At 47.0% G+C, this 14,858-nt stretch carries 13 protein-coding genes; 7 read left to right on the top strand and 6 right to left on the bottom strand.

Annotation, left to right across the window (positions count from 1 at the left end; genetic code table 11):
• Positions 1–2 precede the first annotated feature (2 nt).
• The 5 genes from SPIGRAPES_RS04190 to SPIGRAPES_RS04170 all read left to right on the top strand — a co-directional run bounded on the left by SPIGRAPES_RS04190 (position 3) and on the right by SPIGRAPES_RS04170 (position 3,942).
• Positions 3–764, top strand: coding sequence for a hypothetical protein (locus SPIGRAPES_RS04190; protein WP_014269523.1), 762 nt, complete (start codon positions 3–5; stop codon positions 762–764).
• A gap of 10 nt (positions 765–774) precedes the next feature.
• Positions 775–1,362 (top strand): hypothetical protein, encoded by a 588-nt coding sequence (locus tag SPIGRAPES_RS04185; protein ID WP_014269522.1) that lies wholly within the window; start codon positions 775–777, stop codon positions 1,360–1,362.
• 192 nt (positions 1,363–1,554) lie between these two features.
• Positions 1,555–1,983 carry a rhodanese-like domain-containing protein gene (locus tag SPIGRAPES_RS04180; RefSeq protein WP_014269521.1) on the top strand — a complete coding sequence of 143 codons (429 nt, stop codon included), beginning with the start codon at positions 1,555–1,557 and terminating at the stop codon, positions 1,981–1,983.
• A 15-nt stretch (positions 1,984–1,998) separates the two neighbouring features.
• Positions 1,999–2,649 (top strand): hypothetical protein, encoded by a 651-nt coding sequence (locus SPIGRAPES_RS04175; RefSeq protein ID WP_014269520.1) that lies wholly within the window; start codon positions 1,999–2,001, stop codon positions 2,647–2,649.
• 330 nt (positions 2,650–2,979) lie between these two features.
• Positions 2,980–3,942, top strand: a complete 963-nt coding sequence (locus tag SPIGRAPES_RS04170; protein ID WP_014269519.1) for a D-2-hydroxyacid dehydrogenase — start codon at positions 2,980–2,982, stop codon at positions 3,940–3,942.
• A gap of 99 nt (positions 3,943–4,041) precedes the next feature.
• On the opposite strand, the gene SPIGRAPES_RS16440 is transcribed toward SPIGRAPES_RS04170, so the two are convergent.
• From SPIGRAPES_RS16440 to uvsE, 4 genes are all read right to left on the bottom strand, one after another.
• Positions 4,042–6,858 (bottom strand): diguanylate cyclase domain-containing protein, encoded by a 2,817-nt coding sequence (locus SPIGRAPES_RS16440; RefSeq protein WP_050805750.1) that lies wholly within the window; start codon positions 6,856–6,858, stop codon positions 4,042–4,044.
• 380 nt (positions 6,859–7,238) lie between these two features.
• Positions 7,239–8,348 carry a 4Fe-4S binding protein gene (locus tag SPIGRAPES_RS04160; RefSeq protein ID WP_014269517.1) on the bottom strand — a complete coding sequence of 370 codons (1,110 nt, stop codon included), beginning with the start codon at positions 8,346–8,348 and terminating at the stop codon, positions 7,239–7,241.
• A 23-nt stretch (positions 8,349–8,371) separates the two neighbouring features.
• On the bottom strand, positions 8,372–9,181 hold the full coding sequence (locus SPIGRAPES_RS04155) for a tryptophan-rich sensory protein (RefSeq protein WP_014269516.1): 810 nt from the start codon (positions 9,179–9,181) through the stop codon (positions 8,372–8,374).
• A gap of 16 nt (positions 9,182–9,197) precedes the next feature.
• Positions 9,198–10,451, bottom strand: coding sequence for a UV DNA damage repair endonuclease UvsE (gene uvsE, locus SPIGRAPES_RS04150; protein ID WP_014269515.1), 1,254 nt, complete (start codon positions 10,449–10,451; stop codon positions 9,198–9,200).
• 155 nt (positions 10,452–10,606) lie between these two features.
• Here uvsE and SPIGRAPES_RS04145 point away from each other — a divergent pair, with 155 nt between their 5' ends.
• A complete protein-coding gene (locus SPIGRAPES_RS04145) occupies positions 10,607–11,104 on the top strand; it encodes a glutathione peroxidase (protein WP_014269514.1) in 498 nt (165 codons plus the stop codon).
• Positions 11,105–11,141: 37 nt separating this feature from the next.
• Positions 11,142–11,693 carry a lipocalin family protein gene (locus tag SPIGRAPES_RS04140; RefSeq protein ID WP_014269513.1) on the top strand — a complete coding sequence of 184 codons (552 nt, stop codon included), beginning with the start codon at positions 11,142–11,144 and terminating at the stop codon, positions 11,691–11,693.
• Between the two features lie 86 nt (positions 11,694–11,779).
• Here the strand turns inward: SPIGRAPES_RS04140 and pflA are convergent, their stop codons facing one another.
• Positions 11,780–12,547: a pyruvate formate-lyase-activating protein gene (gene pflA / locus SPIGRAPES_RS04135; RefSeq protein ID WP_014269512.1), complete on the bottom strand. Its 768-nt coding sequence runs from the start codon at positions 12,545–12,547 to the stop codon at positions 11,780–11,782.
• 11 nt (positions 12,548–12,558) lie between these two features.
• Positions 12,559–14,781, bottom strand: coding sequence for a formate C-acetyltransferase (pflB, locus tag SPIGRAPES_RS04130; RefSeq protein WP_014269511.1), 2,223 nt, complete (start codon positions 14,779–14,781; stop codon positions 12,559–12,561).
• Positions 14,782–14,858: the final 77 nt, after the last annotated feature.

Genomic DNA, 14,858 nt, shown 5'->3' with positions numbered 1-14,858 from the left:
ATATGGAAAAACGGATTGTTGGCATTTGCTACCTATTCCTATTTTTTATTCTGGTCACCGGATGTACGACTTACAGACCTTCTGTGCAAAAAAACCCGCTTGACTCGCTTGATGTCAGCTCGTATGCACAGAATGTGTATGTAGGACTGAGCGGTCCTTATTCCACCGAGAAGGAAATGGTGGAGCAGGCGATAGTCAATTGTGCGAAAAACATCCTTATTGCAGATGCCATTGCCCTTGATAGTCGTGTCGTAAGCCAGTGGGGGACTGGAAAAAACAAACAGTTTTTTGCTTCTGACGACCATGCCTATTATGATGATGCCCAGCTGGCAAATACCATTGGGCGCCTTGTACTCATTTCGGTTACGTACGATCAGGAGGCAGGGGCGATAGTCGTCGCCCGTGACCCTGAAAAGAAGGGTGGAAAACGTCCTTATCAGAGTAGCTATGGTGACGATGGGAAACCCACGTGGCTCAAAACCTACCCAGAGGTTGGCGGCTATCTTTTCGGGGTAGGCTCCTCCCGTCCCTACTACTTCCTCAACGATTCGTTGGAGGCCGCCGATTTCTCCGCTGCCCAGAATCTCTTGGACTTGCAAAGCGATTATACGTTTTCAAAATCGGTAGTGGATGTCCATAATGAAGATCTGGACCGTACCCTATACCAGAATTCCCGTGCCCTACTGCAGGGATTCTCCATTGTTTCACGGTACTATGACAAAGAGACTGATACGTACTGGAGCTTAGCCTCCATACAACTATGAGGATAGAGCCATGAAAAGAAACAGCATTCTCTCGATTATCTGCATGTTTGCACTGGTCATGTTATTTGGATGTGCGACAACGGCGAAAACAAACCCGGACGGTTCTCCCTATTGGACAACCATGACACCTAATGCGACAAAGAGCCTGCATTACGAAGTAGGGATGGCCAAGCAATCGACCCCGCAACTGAGCCTGCTACGCGCAGAGTCCGCTGCAAAGGATGCCATTGGGAGATGGGCCTCCACAACCGTGGACAACTCTTTGGTGACCTTCGTGGAAGAAGCCGGTGAAACCTTGAAGACCCAACAGGTGCTCTCGGTTCTGCAGAACCTGAGTGTGCAGACCGTAAACATTGCCTTGAGGGGAGTGTCTACGGTGGAACGCTATACTTCTCCTGAGGGGACTGTCTGGGTGCTTTGCTCCTACCCGATCAAGAACCTGAAAGATGCCTACAAACTTCAGGCCCAGGAATTGGAGCGAAAGCTTGCCTTGGAACAAGCGAATGCCACCGCCCTTGAAGCTGAGGCTAAGCTCATCCAGGCTGATGTCCTCATTTCCTATCTGGAGTCGCAACTCGAGAGCGAAGCGAAAGACTGAAAGACCTCGTAGAAAGTGTTTATAGGGAGGTTCTCATATTTGCTTTGGGGAGAAAATGCCTTGCCTCTACAAGCGTAGGGGCCGGGTTATTTTGGGGACGGAACGGTATTTCTTCTTTCTGACAGTATGAACCTTTTACAGTTGACGATGTGCCCTGTATTTCTGCATATTGTTGTTAGGAGCAAATAATTTATGAATAAAATACTCATAGTAGCCTTAATACTGTTGGTTTTGTTGGGATTGGTTGCCTTCTTGGTTACCAACCTTAAGAAGGGAACGAGCAGCGAACCTGCAATGACTGTCTCAAAGGCAGTATATAAGAAGATTTCCCCACAGGAAGCCAAAGAGATGATGGACAAGGATCCGTCAGCCATTGTGCTCGATGTAAGGACTCCTGCCGAGTTTGCCGAAGGGCATATCAGCAAGGCTCTCAATATTGCAAATGAAACAATTGGTTCAGATAAGCCCGAGGGATTACCAGACCTTGATGCAAAAATTCTCGTATACTGCAGAAGTGGCAACCGAAGTGCCCAGACAGCCAAGAAGCTGGTGGCAATGGGGTATACCCAAGTCTATGATTTCGGTGGCTTGAATACCTGGTCGTATGGGACAGTGAAATAATTGCAGGATACGTTTGTGTCAAAAGAGTCTTTTGCTATCATGATACAGAACCCTATGTTGCTCCAACTACAAGATCCCGTTGGAGCAACCATATATGGCTGTGACCAACTCTGGTATCATTCCTACTGGCAGAGGCTGTCAGGCTGCGGTCCCAGCACCGCAACAAATCTGATGCTTTATTTCCAGAACAAGGGAAGCATCCCTACCAAGATTGCCGTGCATGACAAAAAAACCTTTACAGCCTTGATGGAACTACTGTGGCAATTTGTGACCCCTCGATACCAGGGGGTCCATCTGCTCAGTCAGTTTTACCAAGGGGTTGAAGGGTATATGCAGAGCATCAAAGGGAGTCTTGATTCTAGTTATCTGGAAATACCCAAGGAAAAAGAACTTCGTCCTTCCTTCGATTCTATCGTAGAGTTTATCGTTGAAGGTCTAAAAAACGATTCGCCAATTGCTTTTCTCAATCTGTCGCGGGGGTCTTTGAAAAACCTTGATGAATGGCATTGGGTAACCCTTGTCGGTATTCGCTATGAGGAGAACTCTGGTTGCTATTATGCAACTATCTATGATGCAAGCAAAAAATGGGATATTGATTTGGGACAGTGGTACGATACCACCAAGCGGGGCGGTGGTTTCATTGCCTTCAAGGAACCAGTACAGTAACATAAAAAACCTCATCCTTACCGATGGGGTTCTTTATGTGGGTCGGGCAAAGCGAAATCTGTAAAAGAAAAAGTGGTCCCTGATGAACAGGCAAGCACTTCTTCGAATCCCTAATACGTGAGAAGCAAAGCCGCATTACCTGTTGCCACTGGGATGCAAGGAAAATCTATGTCTGTAACTTCCTATGCCAAGGCAGATACACAAGGTACCAGCAATATGTAAAATTCTCCAAGGACCAGACAAAGTGTTTGCCAATCTTGAGAAACCCCGGCCTACCGTATGGAAAAAAGCAACCATTGCGAATACCCTATCAATGAGAGAGGAAAAGATATGAAAATAGTCGTACTTGATGGATTTACCCTAAACCCAGGCGATTTGTCCTGGGACGGACTTCGAGCGCTTGGAGAAGTCACCGTATACGACCGTACCAAAAAAGAGCAGATTGTCAAAAGAATCGGTGATGCTGAGGTCGTATTGACAAATAAGACACCCCTGGGCGAAGTTGAGTTCGCTGCATGTCCAAGTATACAGTACATCGGGGTCCTTGCAACCGGTTTCAATGTCGTAGATGTGGTTGCAGCCAAAGAGGCTGGCATCGTGGTAACCAATATCCCTACCTATGGAACTACGGCCGTGGCGCAATATGTCTTTGCCCTCTTGCTTGAACTCTGCCATAGGGTTGGACATCATGCTCAGCGGGTTGCAGACGGTGCCTGGGTTACTTGTCCCGATTTCTGCTTCACTGACTACCCTTTGATAGAGCTTGCCGGAAAAACCATGGGTATCGTGGGTCTGGGAAGAATCGGACACACCACTGCAGTCATTGCCCAGGCTTTTGGCATGAAGGTCGTAGCCTTTGACTCTTACCAGAACCCTGCATGGGTTGCAGAGGGGATATCCTATGTTACCTTTGATGAACTGCTAGGTGTCAGCGATGTAATCAGTCTCCATTGCCCCCTTACCAAAGAAACAGAAAACCTAGTAAATAAGGAAACCCTTGCAAAGATGAAGGATGGGGTAATGCTAATAAATACTTCCCGTGGTCCCCTCATCAATGAGGATGATTTGCTGGCCGCCCTGCAGTCAGGGAAAGTCTATGGCTGTGCCATGGACGTCTTGACCGTTGAACCTCCCACTGAGGTCAGTGCCTTGGTCAAACACCCCCATTGTATCGTCACCCCCCATATTGCCTGGGCCCCTAAAGAGTCTCGATTGCGGTTGCTCAACATCGCCGTGGAAAATGTGCGGGTCTTCCTTGCCGGGGAAAAACCCGTGAACCAAGTAAATAAATAATACGCAGTAGTTCTGGGCCCGGGGGAAACCCTGGGCCTTGCCAATCTATCCTGTATGGTTTTTAGGAACCGTTGGGAAAAAAGAACACACTTGCTGTCTTTATAGACCTACTTGCAAAGGCTGCCCACTTTCGATGTAGAGGTCCACCAGGTTTGGATCCAGGACAGTCCCCGCTAACGATGAAAGGGATTCTTTCATTGCTTTTTCATCTCTTTCCTTATTCTGGGAAAGCATTTCATAGGTTTCGCAGAAACGTAAGATTCTTGAGGCCAACGGTATCTGCTTTCCTTTGAGTTGCTTGGGATACCCGGTGCCATCCCAGTGTTCATGGTGGTAGAGAATGATTTCGGCCAGCTCTGCCGTTTCGTCAAAGTTTTTAAGTATCCTGAAGCCTACAACCGTATGATCATAGATTCTGTGCATACCCTGTGCATCAATGGCTGTTTCACTCAGATTCCCCTTTTTCTTGACTACTTTGCCTATATCATGAAGATAACCGGCCCTGATGAGCTGCTTGTTTGCAATCTCTTCAAGCTGCAGCAACTCAGCCATCCTGCCACAAAGTTGGGCGATGCACTTTGAATGCAATTTTTCTTCAGGTATTTTATCATAGAGTTGTAGTTCCAATTGCTTGAGCTGTTTCTCTTGGATAGCCCCATGGCAGAGAGTTTTTTCCATATACATACTATTTTCCGCATTTCTGAAGACTTCTTGTAAGTTTTCCCCTGCATTCGTTTTTGTTGCATAGCCGAGGGAAATACTGTCTTTCCCCATCGGTGGAAATTGCTCGTCGAGTTCTGTTTTTATCCTCTCCAACAATTCCTTTGCCTCGGAACTGCCAGTGTGGGGTAAGAGAACCACAAACTCATCTCCCCCTGTCCGGGAAATCGAACCGTTGTGTTTGCAGACATTTTGCATAGCCGAGCAAATGTTTTTAAGTAGGAAATCTCCTTCAATGTGCCCAAAGATATCATTTGAGAGCTTTAGACCGTTTACATCGCCTACAATTAAGGAAATCGGAAGGTATTCGTCCTTGTCTATGCGCGCTTTCTCCTGTTCGAAAAAAGAGCGATTGTAAACCCCTGTCAATTCGTCATGACTGCTGAGGAATTGGATCTTCTCAATATTCTGCTTTCGTTCCGTATTATTGGTAAAGGTAATGACAGACCCAACCACTTGGTTATTTTTCCATTGCGGATACGCATAGATGAGAACATCGAATGAGGTACCGTCAGGCCTTGAGAAAACCTGGTCTTCGAGAGATATCCCATTGCCTGTTACGAGAGGGGAGACCATGTCGTTTGCCCGGAGCCCTGTCGCAATTTCTCCTGTTTTGGAAGGGATTATGATGGCAAGGATCTCTTTGCCCAGTAATTGTTCCTGTTTCGAATAGCCTAAAAGACGAAGGCTGCTCGCATTGCAGAAAGTGCATTTCCCTTCTCTGTCGATACCGAAAATTCCTTCTGCCGTGGAATCGAGAATAAGCTGCAGGTTTTCCCTGCTTGCCTGCAGTTCCCTGTCTCGTTCATTCTTCTCTTTGGCATTCCATACACCAGTCATCAAGAGGGAAATCTGGTAGATATCGTTTTCCCTATAGCCTCCCTTTTTGTTGGCAAGACCAACCATGGCAACGATTTTTTCATGGATGAGTACAGGGAAAGCCAGAAACGAAGTCAGTTTCAAATGCTCGGGTGGACAATTTTTTGCCAGCTGTTCCATTTCGGCAGGTGAGTTGCATGCAAGTGGTTTCTTCTCATGCATTATTTTTTGCCAGAGCTCTGAATGCTTGAACGTATGGGAAGCCTGTGCCGATGATATGTTATGGTAGGCGAGTGCGTCTCCCGAAAAGGTGGTTTTTGAAAACTTCTCAGTGACCTCATCGTAGAGGTAGAGAAACCCATAGACACTTTCTGTAAGAGTCACAGCTTTTTCCAACACATCGTCCAATTGGCTCTGGGGCGATTCGAAGGAAATACTGAGAAAGTCGACAAGCATAGCCATGCGCAAAAGGCTTTTTTGGTCATTTTCACCGCGTTTTTTCTCTCCGGTTATATCCTCGATATAGGCACCGATACCTTTTTTCCCGTTGGATAGTTCTACAGGGAACTTGATACTCTTGTAAAATCGGTCATTCCAGGATATTTCTGACTCGATAAGGCGGTTTTCCCTGAGGACCTGCTCGTCTGTAAGGTTCCGTTGCTCCCTCCATTGGGGGATTGCCAGTTGGTCGTCTGTAAATCCAACAATTTCGGAGGCATCTTTTTGGTAGAATTCCTCAACTGCTTTATTGATGTACCGGTACCTGAGGTCCCCGTCTTTGACAAAACCTAGCCGGGAATCGGTATCGAGGAAAGCCTGGAGCATTTTGTTGATAGTAAGCAACCGCTGGCTTTTATAGTTCAGCAGGATATAGTGTTTGACATGATGGATGATCAGGAGAAGTAGGAAAACGAGAATGGTAAAAGTTCCCAGAATTACCAGCAAAGTACTATATTTTGCTTTTCCTTTTATGAGTAACGATCCAGTGATATCCTCGATTTCTACCGCATAGAGTGAGGCAGTTCCCCTTTCCAGAGGCTCTGTATTCACAAGAACAAGCTTGGTTTCCCCCTTTGCCGTTTTCTGCAGGACCACTAGGTCTTTCTGGTCTGTAACCTTGAAATCGAGGCCATTCTTACCATAATCGAGTTGGGAGACTGTCATTGACTCCAAGGTGTCTTTGCGATACCCATAAAACCGGATAGCCTCTTCGTTTGCCTCAAGGATTGTCAGCGAAGGTTCTTCGACAACGAACAGGATATGCGGCAAAACCTGTTCTGGGATTAGACTTTCGGCGCCAAGGCCTCCTATGAAGGTTGTCATCAGGAGCATAGGAACACATATACGGAGAGCTAGCAGGGTCTTGTTGTTGTTCAATGGTTGTTTCTTCTTTGGTTTCTAGGCATTTGCAAAGCGATTTCTTGCAAAACAGGTTTGCTGAAAAGATATTCCTGTATCGAGTTACACCCCAGGTTTCCCCCTTGGTTTTTTTGTTCCATCGCATCCTCTTTTGCAGTTCTATCTTTCTTTAGATGATGTACCATCGAAATAATATCTTCTGCAATACCAAAAGGCCCCGGTTTCGCTAAGGTGTCAACGAATTGTTTGTCAAATTTAATGGGACCGATACCCAAATCTCACAATCTGGAAAGAAAAGAATACTTGGTACCGATAGCATCGAGGGCATCCTCTTTGCTAATGGTACCAATCTAATAAAGGTTAAGTTTACCTGTCAATTGAGTATCTTGCCAAAAATACTATACGTTTGATTTCTTGTATTTCTTCACGAGCGAAATGCAATGGGTTTCATAGGAAAGGGTTTCTGTCGGGCATGCATCCACGCAGTGTGCACATCCTACGCATCGGATATCCTGTACTGCCTTTTTTTCTTTGGCAAACGATTGTACATCGATTGATACCGGACAAGCCTTTGAGCAACGCCCGCATTGGATACACTCTTTGTTATCGGTTTTGATTTTTTGCCCTGCAACCTTGGAAACCAAAGCCAGGGTTGTGCCAAGGGGACAGTAAAGGCAATAGCCTCTACCGATAAAGGCCACCCAGAAAAACATCGCCATCAGCAATTCGGTTACCAGATACTTATACACCTCTATCTTCTGCATCAGATTCATCCAGGTTGTCCAGGGTATCCCGCCTTGCAAGAGGATCCAGTAAAGGGAAAATACCAGAGAGAGGGCAAAGAACAGCCATCTCAGAAAAGCAAATCGAGCGAGGGTTTTCTTTGCCAAGGGAGCTGGTTTCCCTTTTCCTTTTTTGCCAATGAGGGGGATTGCCGGATCGAATACCTCTGCGGCAAATCCATTGAAGAGACAAAGCGAGGAACATTGCAGGCGTCTGCCGAAGATGAGGGTTCCCAGCAAAATACAGGCACTGTAAACCCAGAAAAACAACAGCGCCCAGCGTATCATAGTAGCTCCGAGAGAGAGCACATGGGTTTTGTAGAATGCAGACTGTTCGATTCCAGCTTGTAGCGGCGTTGTGTTCCAGGGTAGGGGCATAGCGAAGAAGTAGAGATCAGGGTTTTTCAAGAGGAAGGGAAGAATTATGTGCAGGGCAAGGGCTGTTAGGGAAAGACCTATAATGTTCATTCTGCGCATGGTAATCCTTTGCTTCTTTGAGCGTATGCGCAAGGTCAAAAAGCCACAGGCAAAAATGAAGGCTGCTTTTACCCAGTTCTCATAGATTTGCCAGATTCTGGTAATCAACGCCGCTGTCTTTGCTGAGGCCCTTGGGAGGTACCCCCAGTTCAAGCCGGCGATGACCAGGCACATGACGATGTACGTCCATAGGATGGTTCTGATTGCAATCGTCTCCCATCCTTTCTTGTGCGTTGTTTGGTTTTCCATGTAGGCGCTCCGTTGCAAATGTTTTACGCAGTGGTTCTTTTTTGCCTGTTCTTCTTCAAGGCCAGGAAGAGAACAGACGCCAGAAGCAGTCCCAGGCAGATATATACCGTAATGATGATTGAAGGGTAGTCCTTTGCAAATCCCGTTTCGCTTCTGTGTTTGATCAAGATTCCAAGATAAGCCCACACGATGACCAGGTTATAGGGAATGTCCTTGTGTACCAAAGCGGTTGCAATGCCGATTGCCGTGCCCACGATGAGGATAAGGATTGTCCAGATGACCTCTGAAAGGCCAAAGCCTTTCCAGCCTAGGCTGACTAGCAACGTGGTTGCGTTGGCAATCGTTGCAACGGTAATCCACCCAAAATATATGCTAAACGGTAGCCTCAAGAAAAAATAGCTTGCTTTTCTCAGGTCTTGTACCTTCAGAATCTGCAGGATGAAATAAAGACAGATCAAGATAATGACCATCAAAATCAGGGAAAGGGGGAAAGCCTTATAATGCCATGCAAACATCCAGGTTGCATTCGCAAGGGAAGAAAAAACAAAAAGCGGGGCAACTTTATCAAGCAATTCATTCATGAATTTGGAAGTATCCTTACGGAAAACTCCCATCTGATAGAGGACATAGAGTGCAAGTAATGTATAGATTACCCCCCAGATAGAAAAGGTTATGCCAGCTGGTGCAAATAAATTGCCAAAGGCATTGGAGATGTCCCCGGTAGTGATTCCATTGAAAGGCAAAATGTTTGCCAGTGCGTTCACTGTGATCATGATGATGTATGAGACGAGGACAGCCAAGATCATACCTCTTGCTTTTTGATTGTTTGCCATACGATCGATCTCCTTTTCATTGAAAATAGTAGGAAGTGGTTACTTCCTCTACAGAATATTTTTCGCAGAGGTTCTTAATCTGCTTTTTGAGTGAAGGAAGTGAAATCTCAGCTTCCCTGTACCGGTGTAACGCCCGCTGGAAACGGGTTTTTTCCTGCGCTGTTGTCTGGTCTGCAAAAAGGTTGAACAGTTCCTTTGCCGTTGTGATGCTCTGTTCCCGTTCGGGTTCCTGCCTAAGGATATTTTCCAGCATCCGGTAAAACGTAACGGAGGTCGTGTTATCCTGGACACCAAGAAGGTCCTGTATCTCAAAGATGGAAAAGAGGTTTCGCTCAGAAACCAGGTAGCGATACCGTTCCCATTCTCTCCAGAGTATGGATTTGTCCTGGGGCGGGTAAAGGCAATACATACATTTGAGTGCAGAGATGTTTTTGTCTTTGACCTCAAGCATGATATCGAGGTCTTGGATTTCCAGTTTCGAAACATAGTCAAGAAAGGGATCCAGGGAAATAGTAGCAGAATGGGACCCTTTTTTCTTTTCGCTATCCTGTTGCGAATAATGGATTTTCTGCCTGCCATCCTGCGATTTCCAGGTTTTTTTGCATTCAGCTATCCATTGGGCATCAGTTCGTAGTAAGGGGGAGGGGTTGAGCTCATGGTGCAGGTTGTCAAACACCACCGGAGCCCCGGTTTCCTTGGCAATGTCCAATACTTGTGCAATCGTGTAGTTTTTGTCATCGTTTTCCAAGACAAGCCGGTTCTTGATAGTCTGGTCGAGCTGTCTGTATTGCTGGCAAAAACGCTTTGTAGCTTCGCTTTTATCCCCATAGATTCCCCCGATATGGAGAATTACCTTATGGTTGCTACCAAGCGAGAGGCTATCGAGGAATTTCGTATGGTAGGCCAGGTCCGCAATGCTGTTCTCCACTACAGCGGGGTGGGGTGAATTCAGCACAGTATATTGTCCTGGATGCATGGAGACACGGAGTCCACCGCTGTTTATCAGCTTCCCGATTAGGTTCAGTTTTTCAGAAAACCTGCTTTCCCAAGGGAATTTGATTTCGCTTTTCGACGCGAAAGGAATAATATCGGAACTGATCCTGAAAATTTGGATTCCTTGGGAAATAGCATAGGTAATGGCATTTTTAAGATGTTCAAGGTTATACGCACCCACTTGTAGCAACGTTGATTCGTCTGCATTTTTCAGCAGGCAGTGTTTCAAGTCTGTCTTTGGGACTGCCAAAGTTTGGCAGGCGTACCCGATAGCCATCTGGGCCCTTCCTTTTTCTGACAGTCTATCCTGAAAAGTTGCAAATTCAAAGCATTTCCCTGTGATGGGTTGTCTTTTTATGCTTGGGGTGTGAGTCTCTTGACAATATACATTGTTAACAATTATATTTTACACAACATAAAGGAAGGTACCCAATGGATACACATGCTCCTGAATCTTTATATGATTTTTCAGTTATCGCAAATGATGGCAAGCCGTTCTTGTTTTCTGCATTGAAAGGAAAAACCGTCTTGATTGTAAATACGGCAAGCAAATGTGGGTTTACTCCCCAATATACTGGGTTGGAGGCTCTCTACAAGCAGTATGCCGAGAAAGGATTGGTTGTAATCGGTTTTCCCTGTGACCAGTTTGCCCACCAGGAACCACTCAGTGACACTGAGATTGCCCAATTCTGCCAGTTGAACCACGGGGTAACGTTTCCCCTTATGGCTAAGATTGCAGTGAACGGGAAAGAAACCGTTCCCCTGTACAGATGGCTTAAAAAGCAAGCTCCCGGGGTTATGGGCTCTACTATAAAATGGAATTTTACAAAATTCCTGGTTGCCAGCGACGGGGTAACCGTAAAACGGTTTGCTCCCAACGTAGAGCCGGAACAACTCAAACAAGATATTGAACGGTTGCTTTCCCTCTGATTTGCCGTACACTGAAAAGGCAGAAGGAGATTTCTCGATGGAAAGAAGGAAAACCTTGATGATCCTTGCCACAGTCTTGTTGGTGTCGACTGTTTCCTGCACTACAGCCAATGGAGGTTATGAACCCTTGAAGACAGTCCCCAGCCTTTCGATCCCCCAATATATGGGAAGGTGGTATGAGATAGCACGGTATGACCATGGCTTTGAGAAAAACCTGGTAGGCGCCGTTGCCGATTACACCCTCCGAATCGATGGGAAGGTAAGTGTAGTGAACAGCGCTTTCAAAAAAACCCTCGATGGGAAGTATACCCAGGTCAAAGCCGTTGCCCAAAGGCCTGATGATATGGCTCCCGGAAGGTTGAAGGTAAAATTCTTCGGCCTTTTCAGCGCAGACTACCTGGTGTTTGCCTTGGATGGGGAAGCCTATCAGTGGGCTTTGGTCGGGGATGATTCGCGACGATATCTCTGGTTTTTAAGCAGAAAACCTGAAATCTCAGACCAGTTGCTTGATACAATGAAACATCTTGCCACTGAAGCTGGCTATGATGTCTCCCTTCTGTACTATGTACCCCAGAAGGAAAGGGATTAAGGCTTTCTATTCAAATTGTATAAGAAAAGATACCAAGGCCACAGAGATACATTCCCTGTGGCCTTGTTCCTATTCGATAGCGGTATTCAACCGACCTTGGCTGTTTTTTCCTTTGTTGCAAAACTAGTCATCAAAACTTCCAATCCCTGCTCCTCGAATAGTTTCTTTGCCATACCAAGTTCCTTTTCAGTTGGCTCAGGGACATCTTTAAGGCTGTAATCGAGGTTCAGTTGCTCCCATTTGTATTGCCCCATGGCATGATAGGGAAGCAATTCAACTTTCTCGATGCAACTATAGCCTTTGAGAAACAGGGCAAGTTTTTCAAGCCTTTGCCTGTCCAGGGTCCATTGGGGAACGAGCACATGGCGCAACCAGACTGGTTTGCCGATGGCCTGGCAATACTCCAAGGTGGCAAGGGTGTTAGCATTTCCTTGGCCGGTGAGGCTGAAACACTGTCGGTCGTCCAGGCTCTTGATATCGAGCAGGACCAGGTCGACTGCATCCAGGACTGCTCTCGAACGTTCAAGGGGGACAGATCCTGCCGTATCGAGGGCAGTGTGCAACCCAGCTTTTTTGCATTTGTTGATGATATCCAAGGCGAATTCCGGTTGTCTCAGGGGTTCTCCGCCACTGAGGGTAACCCCTCCTTTTTTGATGAAGGAGCGGTAGGAAAGAATTCCCTTAACTACCTCATCTGAATCGGAGGTCGGTTTGCCTCCCATTGCCCAGGTATCTGGGTTGTGGCAGAACCGGCACCTGAGCGAACAACCCTGGAGGAACAGGACATACCTGATGCCCGGTCCGTCCAGCGTTCCGAAAGTCTCAATGGAATGGATGGTTCCCTGTATGCCCATGGTGTTCCTCCTTATAGGTGGTCGTGAAAGGTTCTGTTGATGACATCAAGTTGTTGTTCACGGGTGAGCTTGATGAAATTGACTGCATAGCCGCTGACTCTGATAGTCAACTGGGGATAGAGCTCAGGGCGTTCCATGGCATCGAGCAAGGTGCTCTTATCGAAGACATTCACGTTTATGTGGTGTCCTTGCTCATGGAAGTACCCATCAAGCAGAGCGGAAAGATTCTCTATCTGTTGTTCTTCTGTTTTGCCCAGTGTCCCCGGGATTACACTGAACGTGTAGGAGATACCGTCCTGGGCATAGTCATAGGGAATCTTTGCCACACTTTTCATACTTGCCACACAGCCATTCGCATCGCGACCATGCATCGGGTTGGCCCCTGGGGCAAAAGGCTCTCCCTTATGCCTTCCGTCCGGGGTAGATCCCGTCTTCTTGCCGTACACTACATTTGAGGTAATGGTAAGGACCGAGAGGGTAGGGATGCTTTTGCGGTACGTATGGTGTTTGCGCATCTTCGTGATGAAATCCTTGACCAGTTTGACTGCGATTTCATCAACGAGCGGGTTGTCATTCCCGTATTTTGGGAAATCACCTTCGATGATGAAATCGACGGCAATGTTCCGCTCATCATAGACTGGCTTCACTTTTGCATACTTGATAGCTGACAGGCTGTCTGCTACCACGCTCAACCCTGCGATACCCCCGGCCATGGTCCTGACAATGTTTTCGTCATGCAACGCCATCTCGATGCGTTCATAACTATATTTGTCGTGCATATAGTGGATGACATTGAGCGTGTCGATATAGAGTTTTGCCAGCCATTCGGTAGTCACTTCGAATTTTCTCATTACTTCGTCGAAGTCGAGGTATTCACCAGACATCGAGGCAAGCTCAGGCCCTACCTGCTCCCCGCTCTTTTCATCCTTGCCGCCGTTGATCGCATACAGCAGGGCTTTTGCCAGGTTGACCCGCGCCCCGAAGAACTGCATCTGCTTTCCAATGCGCATGGCAGAAACACAACAGGCAATGCCATAGTCATCGCCATAGGTGGCACTCATCAGATCATCGTTCTCGTATTGGATCGAGGAGGTTTCAATGGAAAGCTTTGCACAGTAGTTTTTGAACGTAGAGGGAAGCCTTTCGCTCCAGAGGACCGTAAGGTTTGGTTCAGGAGCGGGTCCCAGATTGGTGAGGCTATGGAGGAACCGGTAGCTCATTTTCGTTACCATATGCCTGCCATCGAGGCACATTCCCCCGAGGGACTCGGTTACCCAGGTTGGGTCGCCACTGAACAGCTCGTCATAGGCAGGGGTTCTCAAAAACCGTACTATTCTCAGCTTCATGATAAAGTGGTCTACCATTTCCTGGATTTCTGATTCGCTATAGGTGCCAGCTGCAAGGTCTTTCTCTGCATAGATATCCAGGAAAGTGGAGACTCTGCCAAGGCTCATTGCCGCCCCGTTCTGTTCCTTTATCGCGGCAAGGTACCCAAAATACAGCCACTGGATTGCCTGTTTCGTATCGAGGGCAGGTTTTGAAATGTCAAAGCCGTAGGAGGCTGCCATCGCAGTAAGTTCTTTGATTGAGCGAATCTGTTCGCTCAGTTCTTCCCTGTCGCGGATGGTATCGCTGTCCATACTATCGCTAACGCAGTTGGTCTTTGCTTGTTTTTTCGCCTCGAGCAAAGCCTCGGTCCCATAGAGAGCTACCCTGCGGTAGTCCCCGATGATCCTGCCCCTGCCATAGGCATCGGGAAGACCTGTAATGATTCCGGTATGGCGGACCTGCTTCATGGCGTCGGTATAGGCATCGAAAACCCCGTCATTGTGGGTCTTGCGGTAATCGAATACCTGCTGTACGTCTTTGGGGAACTCTTTGCCGTAGGCTTCAAGCTCTGTCTGTACCAGCCGAATTCCACCGAAAGGCATGATTGCGCGCTTCAGTGGCTCATCGGTCTGTAAGCCGACGATTACCTCGTTTTCCTGGTCAATATAGCCGTTCTTATGGCTGGTGATGGTTGAAATGGTATGTTCATCGATGCCGTACATTCCTCCCCGTTCCCGTTCGATGTCGAGATAGCGTGAAAGCTTTTTCCACAGGTTTTTCGTCCTTTCTGTAGGTTCGGTGAGAAAGGACTGGTCCCCGTCATAGGGGGTATAGGTATTCACGATGAAATTGCGTGTATCGATGGTAATTTCTTTTGTAAGTCCGTTTTCTTTGGTAGCACTCATGGTTTACCTCTGTTATATTGTGTACAGGGAATGTCACCATTCACCTGATGGCTTGACTCTAGTGCAAATAGTTTTTT

Origin of the sequence: Sphaerochaeta pleomorpha str. Grapes, from assembly GCF_000236685.1 — a bacterium.
Lineage (GTDB): Bacteria > Spirochaetota > Spirochaetia > Sphaerochaetales > Sphaerochaetaceae > Sphaerochaeta > Sphaerochaeta pleomorpha.
This window is presented reverse-complemented; position numbering and strand designations above follow the sequence as displayed.

Bases quoted from the DNA above. Each gene is read 5' to 3' on its own strand.
- SPIGRAPES_RS04155 (WP_014269516.1), bottom strand. From the start codon at position 9,181: ATGGCAAACAATCAAAAAGCAAGAGGTATGATCTTGGCTGTCCTCGTC.
- pflB (WP_014269511.1), bottom strand. From the start codon at position 14,781: ATGAGTGCTACCAAAGAAAACGGACTTACAAAAGAAATTACCATCGAT.
- SPIGRAPES_RS04180 (WP_014269521.1), top strand. From the start codon at position 1,555: ATGAATAAAATACTCATAGTAGCCTTAATACTGTTGGTTTTGTTGGGA.
- SPIGRAPES_RS04145 (WP_014269514.1), top strand. From the start codon at position 10,607: ATGGATACACATGCTCCTGAATCTTTATATGATTTTTCAGTTATCGCA.
- SPIGRAPES_RS04170 (WP_014269519.1), top strand. From the start codon at position 2,980: ATGAAAATAGTCGTACTTGATGGATTTACCCTAAACCCAGGCGATTTG.
- SPIGRAPES_RS04190 (WP_014269523.1), top strand. From the start codon at position 3: ATGGAAAAACGGATTGTTGGCATTTGCTACCTATTCCTATTTTTTATT.
- SPIGRAPES_RS04160 (WP_014269517.1), bottom strand. From the start codon at position 8,348: ATGGAAAACCAAACAACGCACAAGAAAGGATGGGAGACGATTGCAATC.
- pflA (WP_014269512.1), bottom strand. From the start codon at position 12,547: ATGGGCATACAGGGAACCATCCATTCCATTGAGACTTTCGGAACGCTG.
- uvsE (WP_014269515.1), bottom strand. From the start codon at position 10,451: ATGGCTATCGGGTACGCCTGCCAAACTTTGGCAGTCCCAAAGACAGAC.
- SPIGRAPES_RS04185 (WP_014269522.1), top strand. From the start codon at position 775: ATGAAAAGAAACAGCATTCTCTCGATTATCTGCATGTTTGCACTGGTC.
- SPIGRAPES_RS04140 (WP_014269513.1), top strand. From the start codon at position 11,142: ATGGAAAGAAGGAAAACCTTGATGATCCTTGCCACAGTCTTGTTGGTG.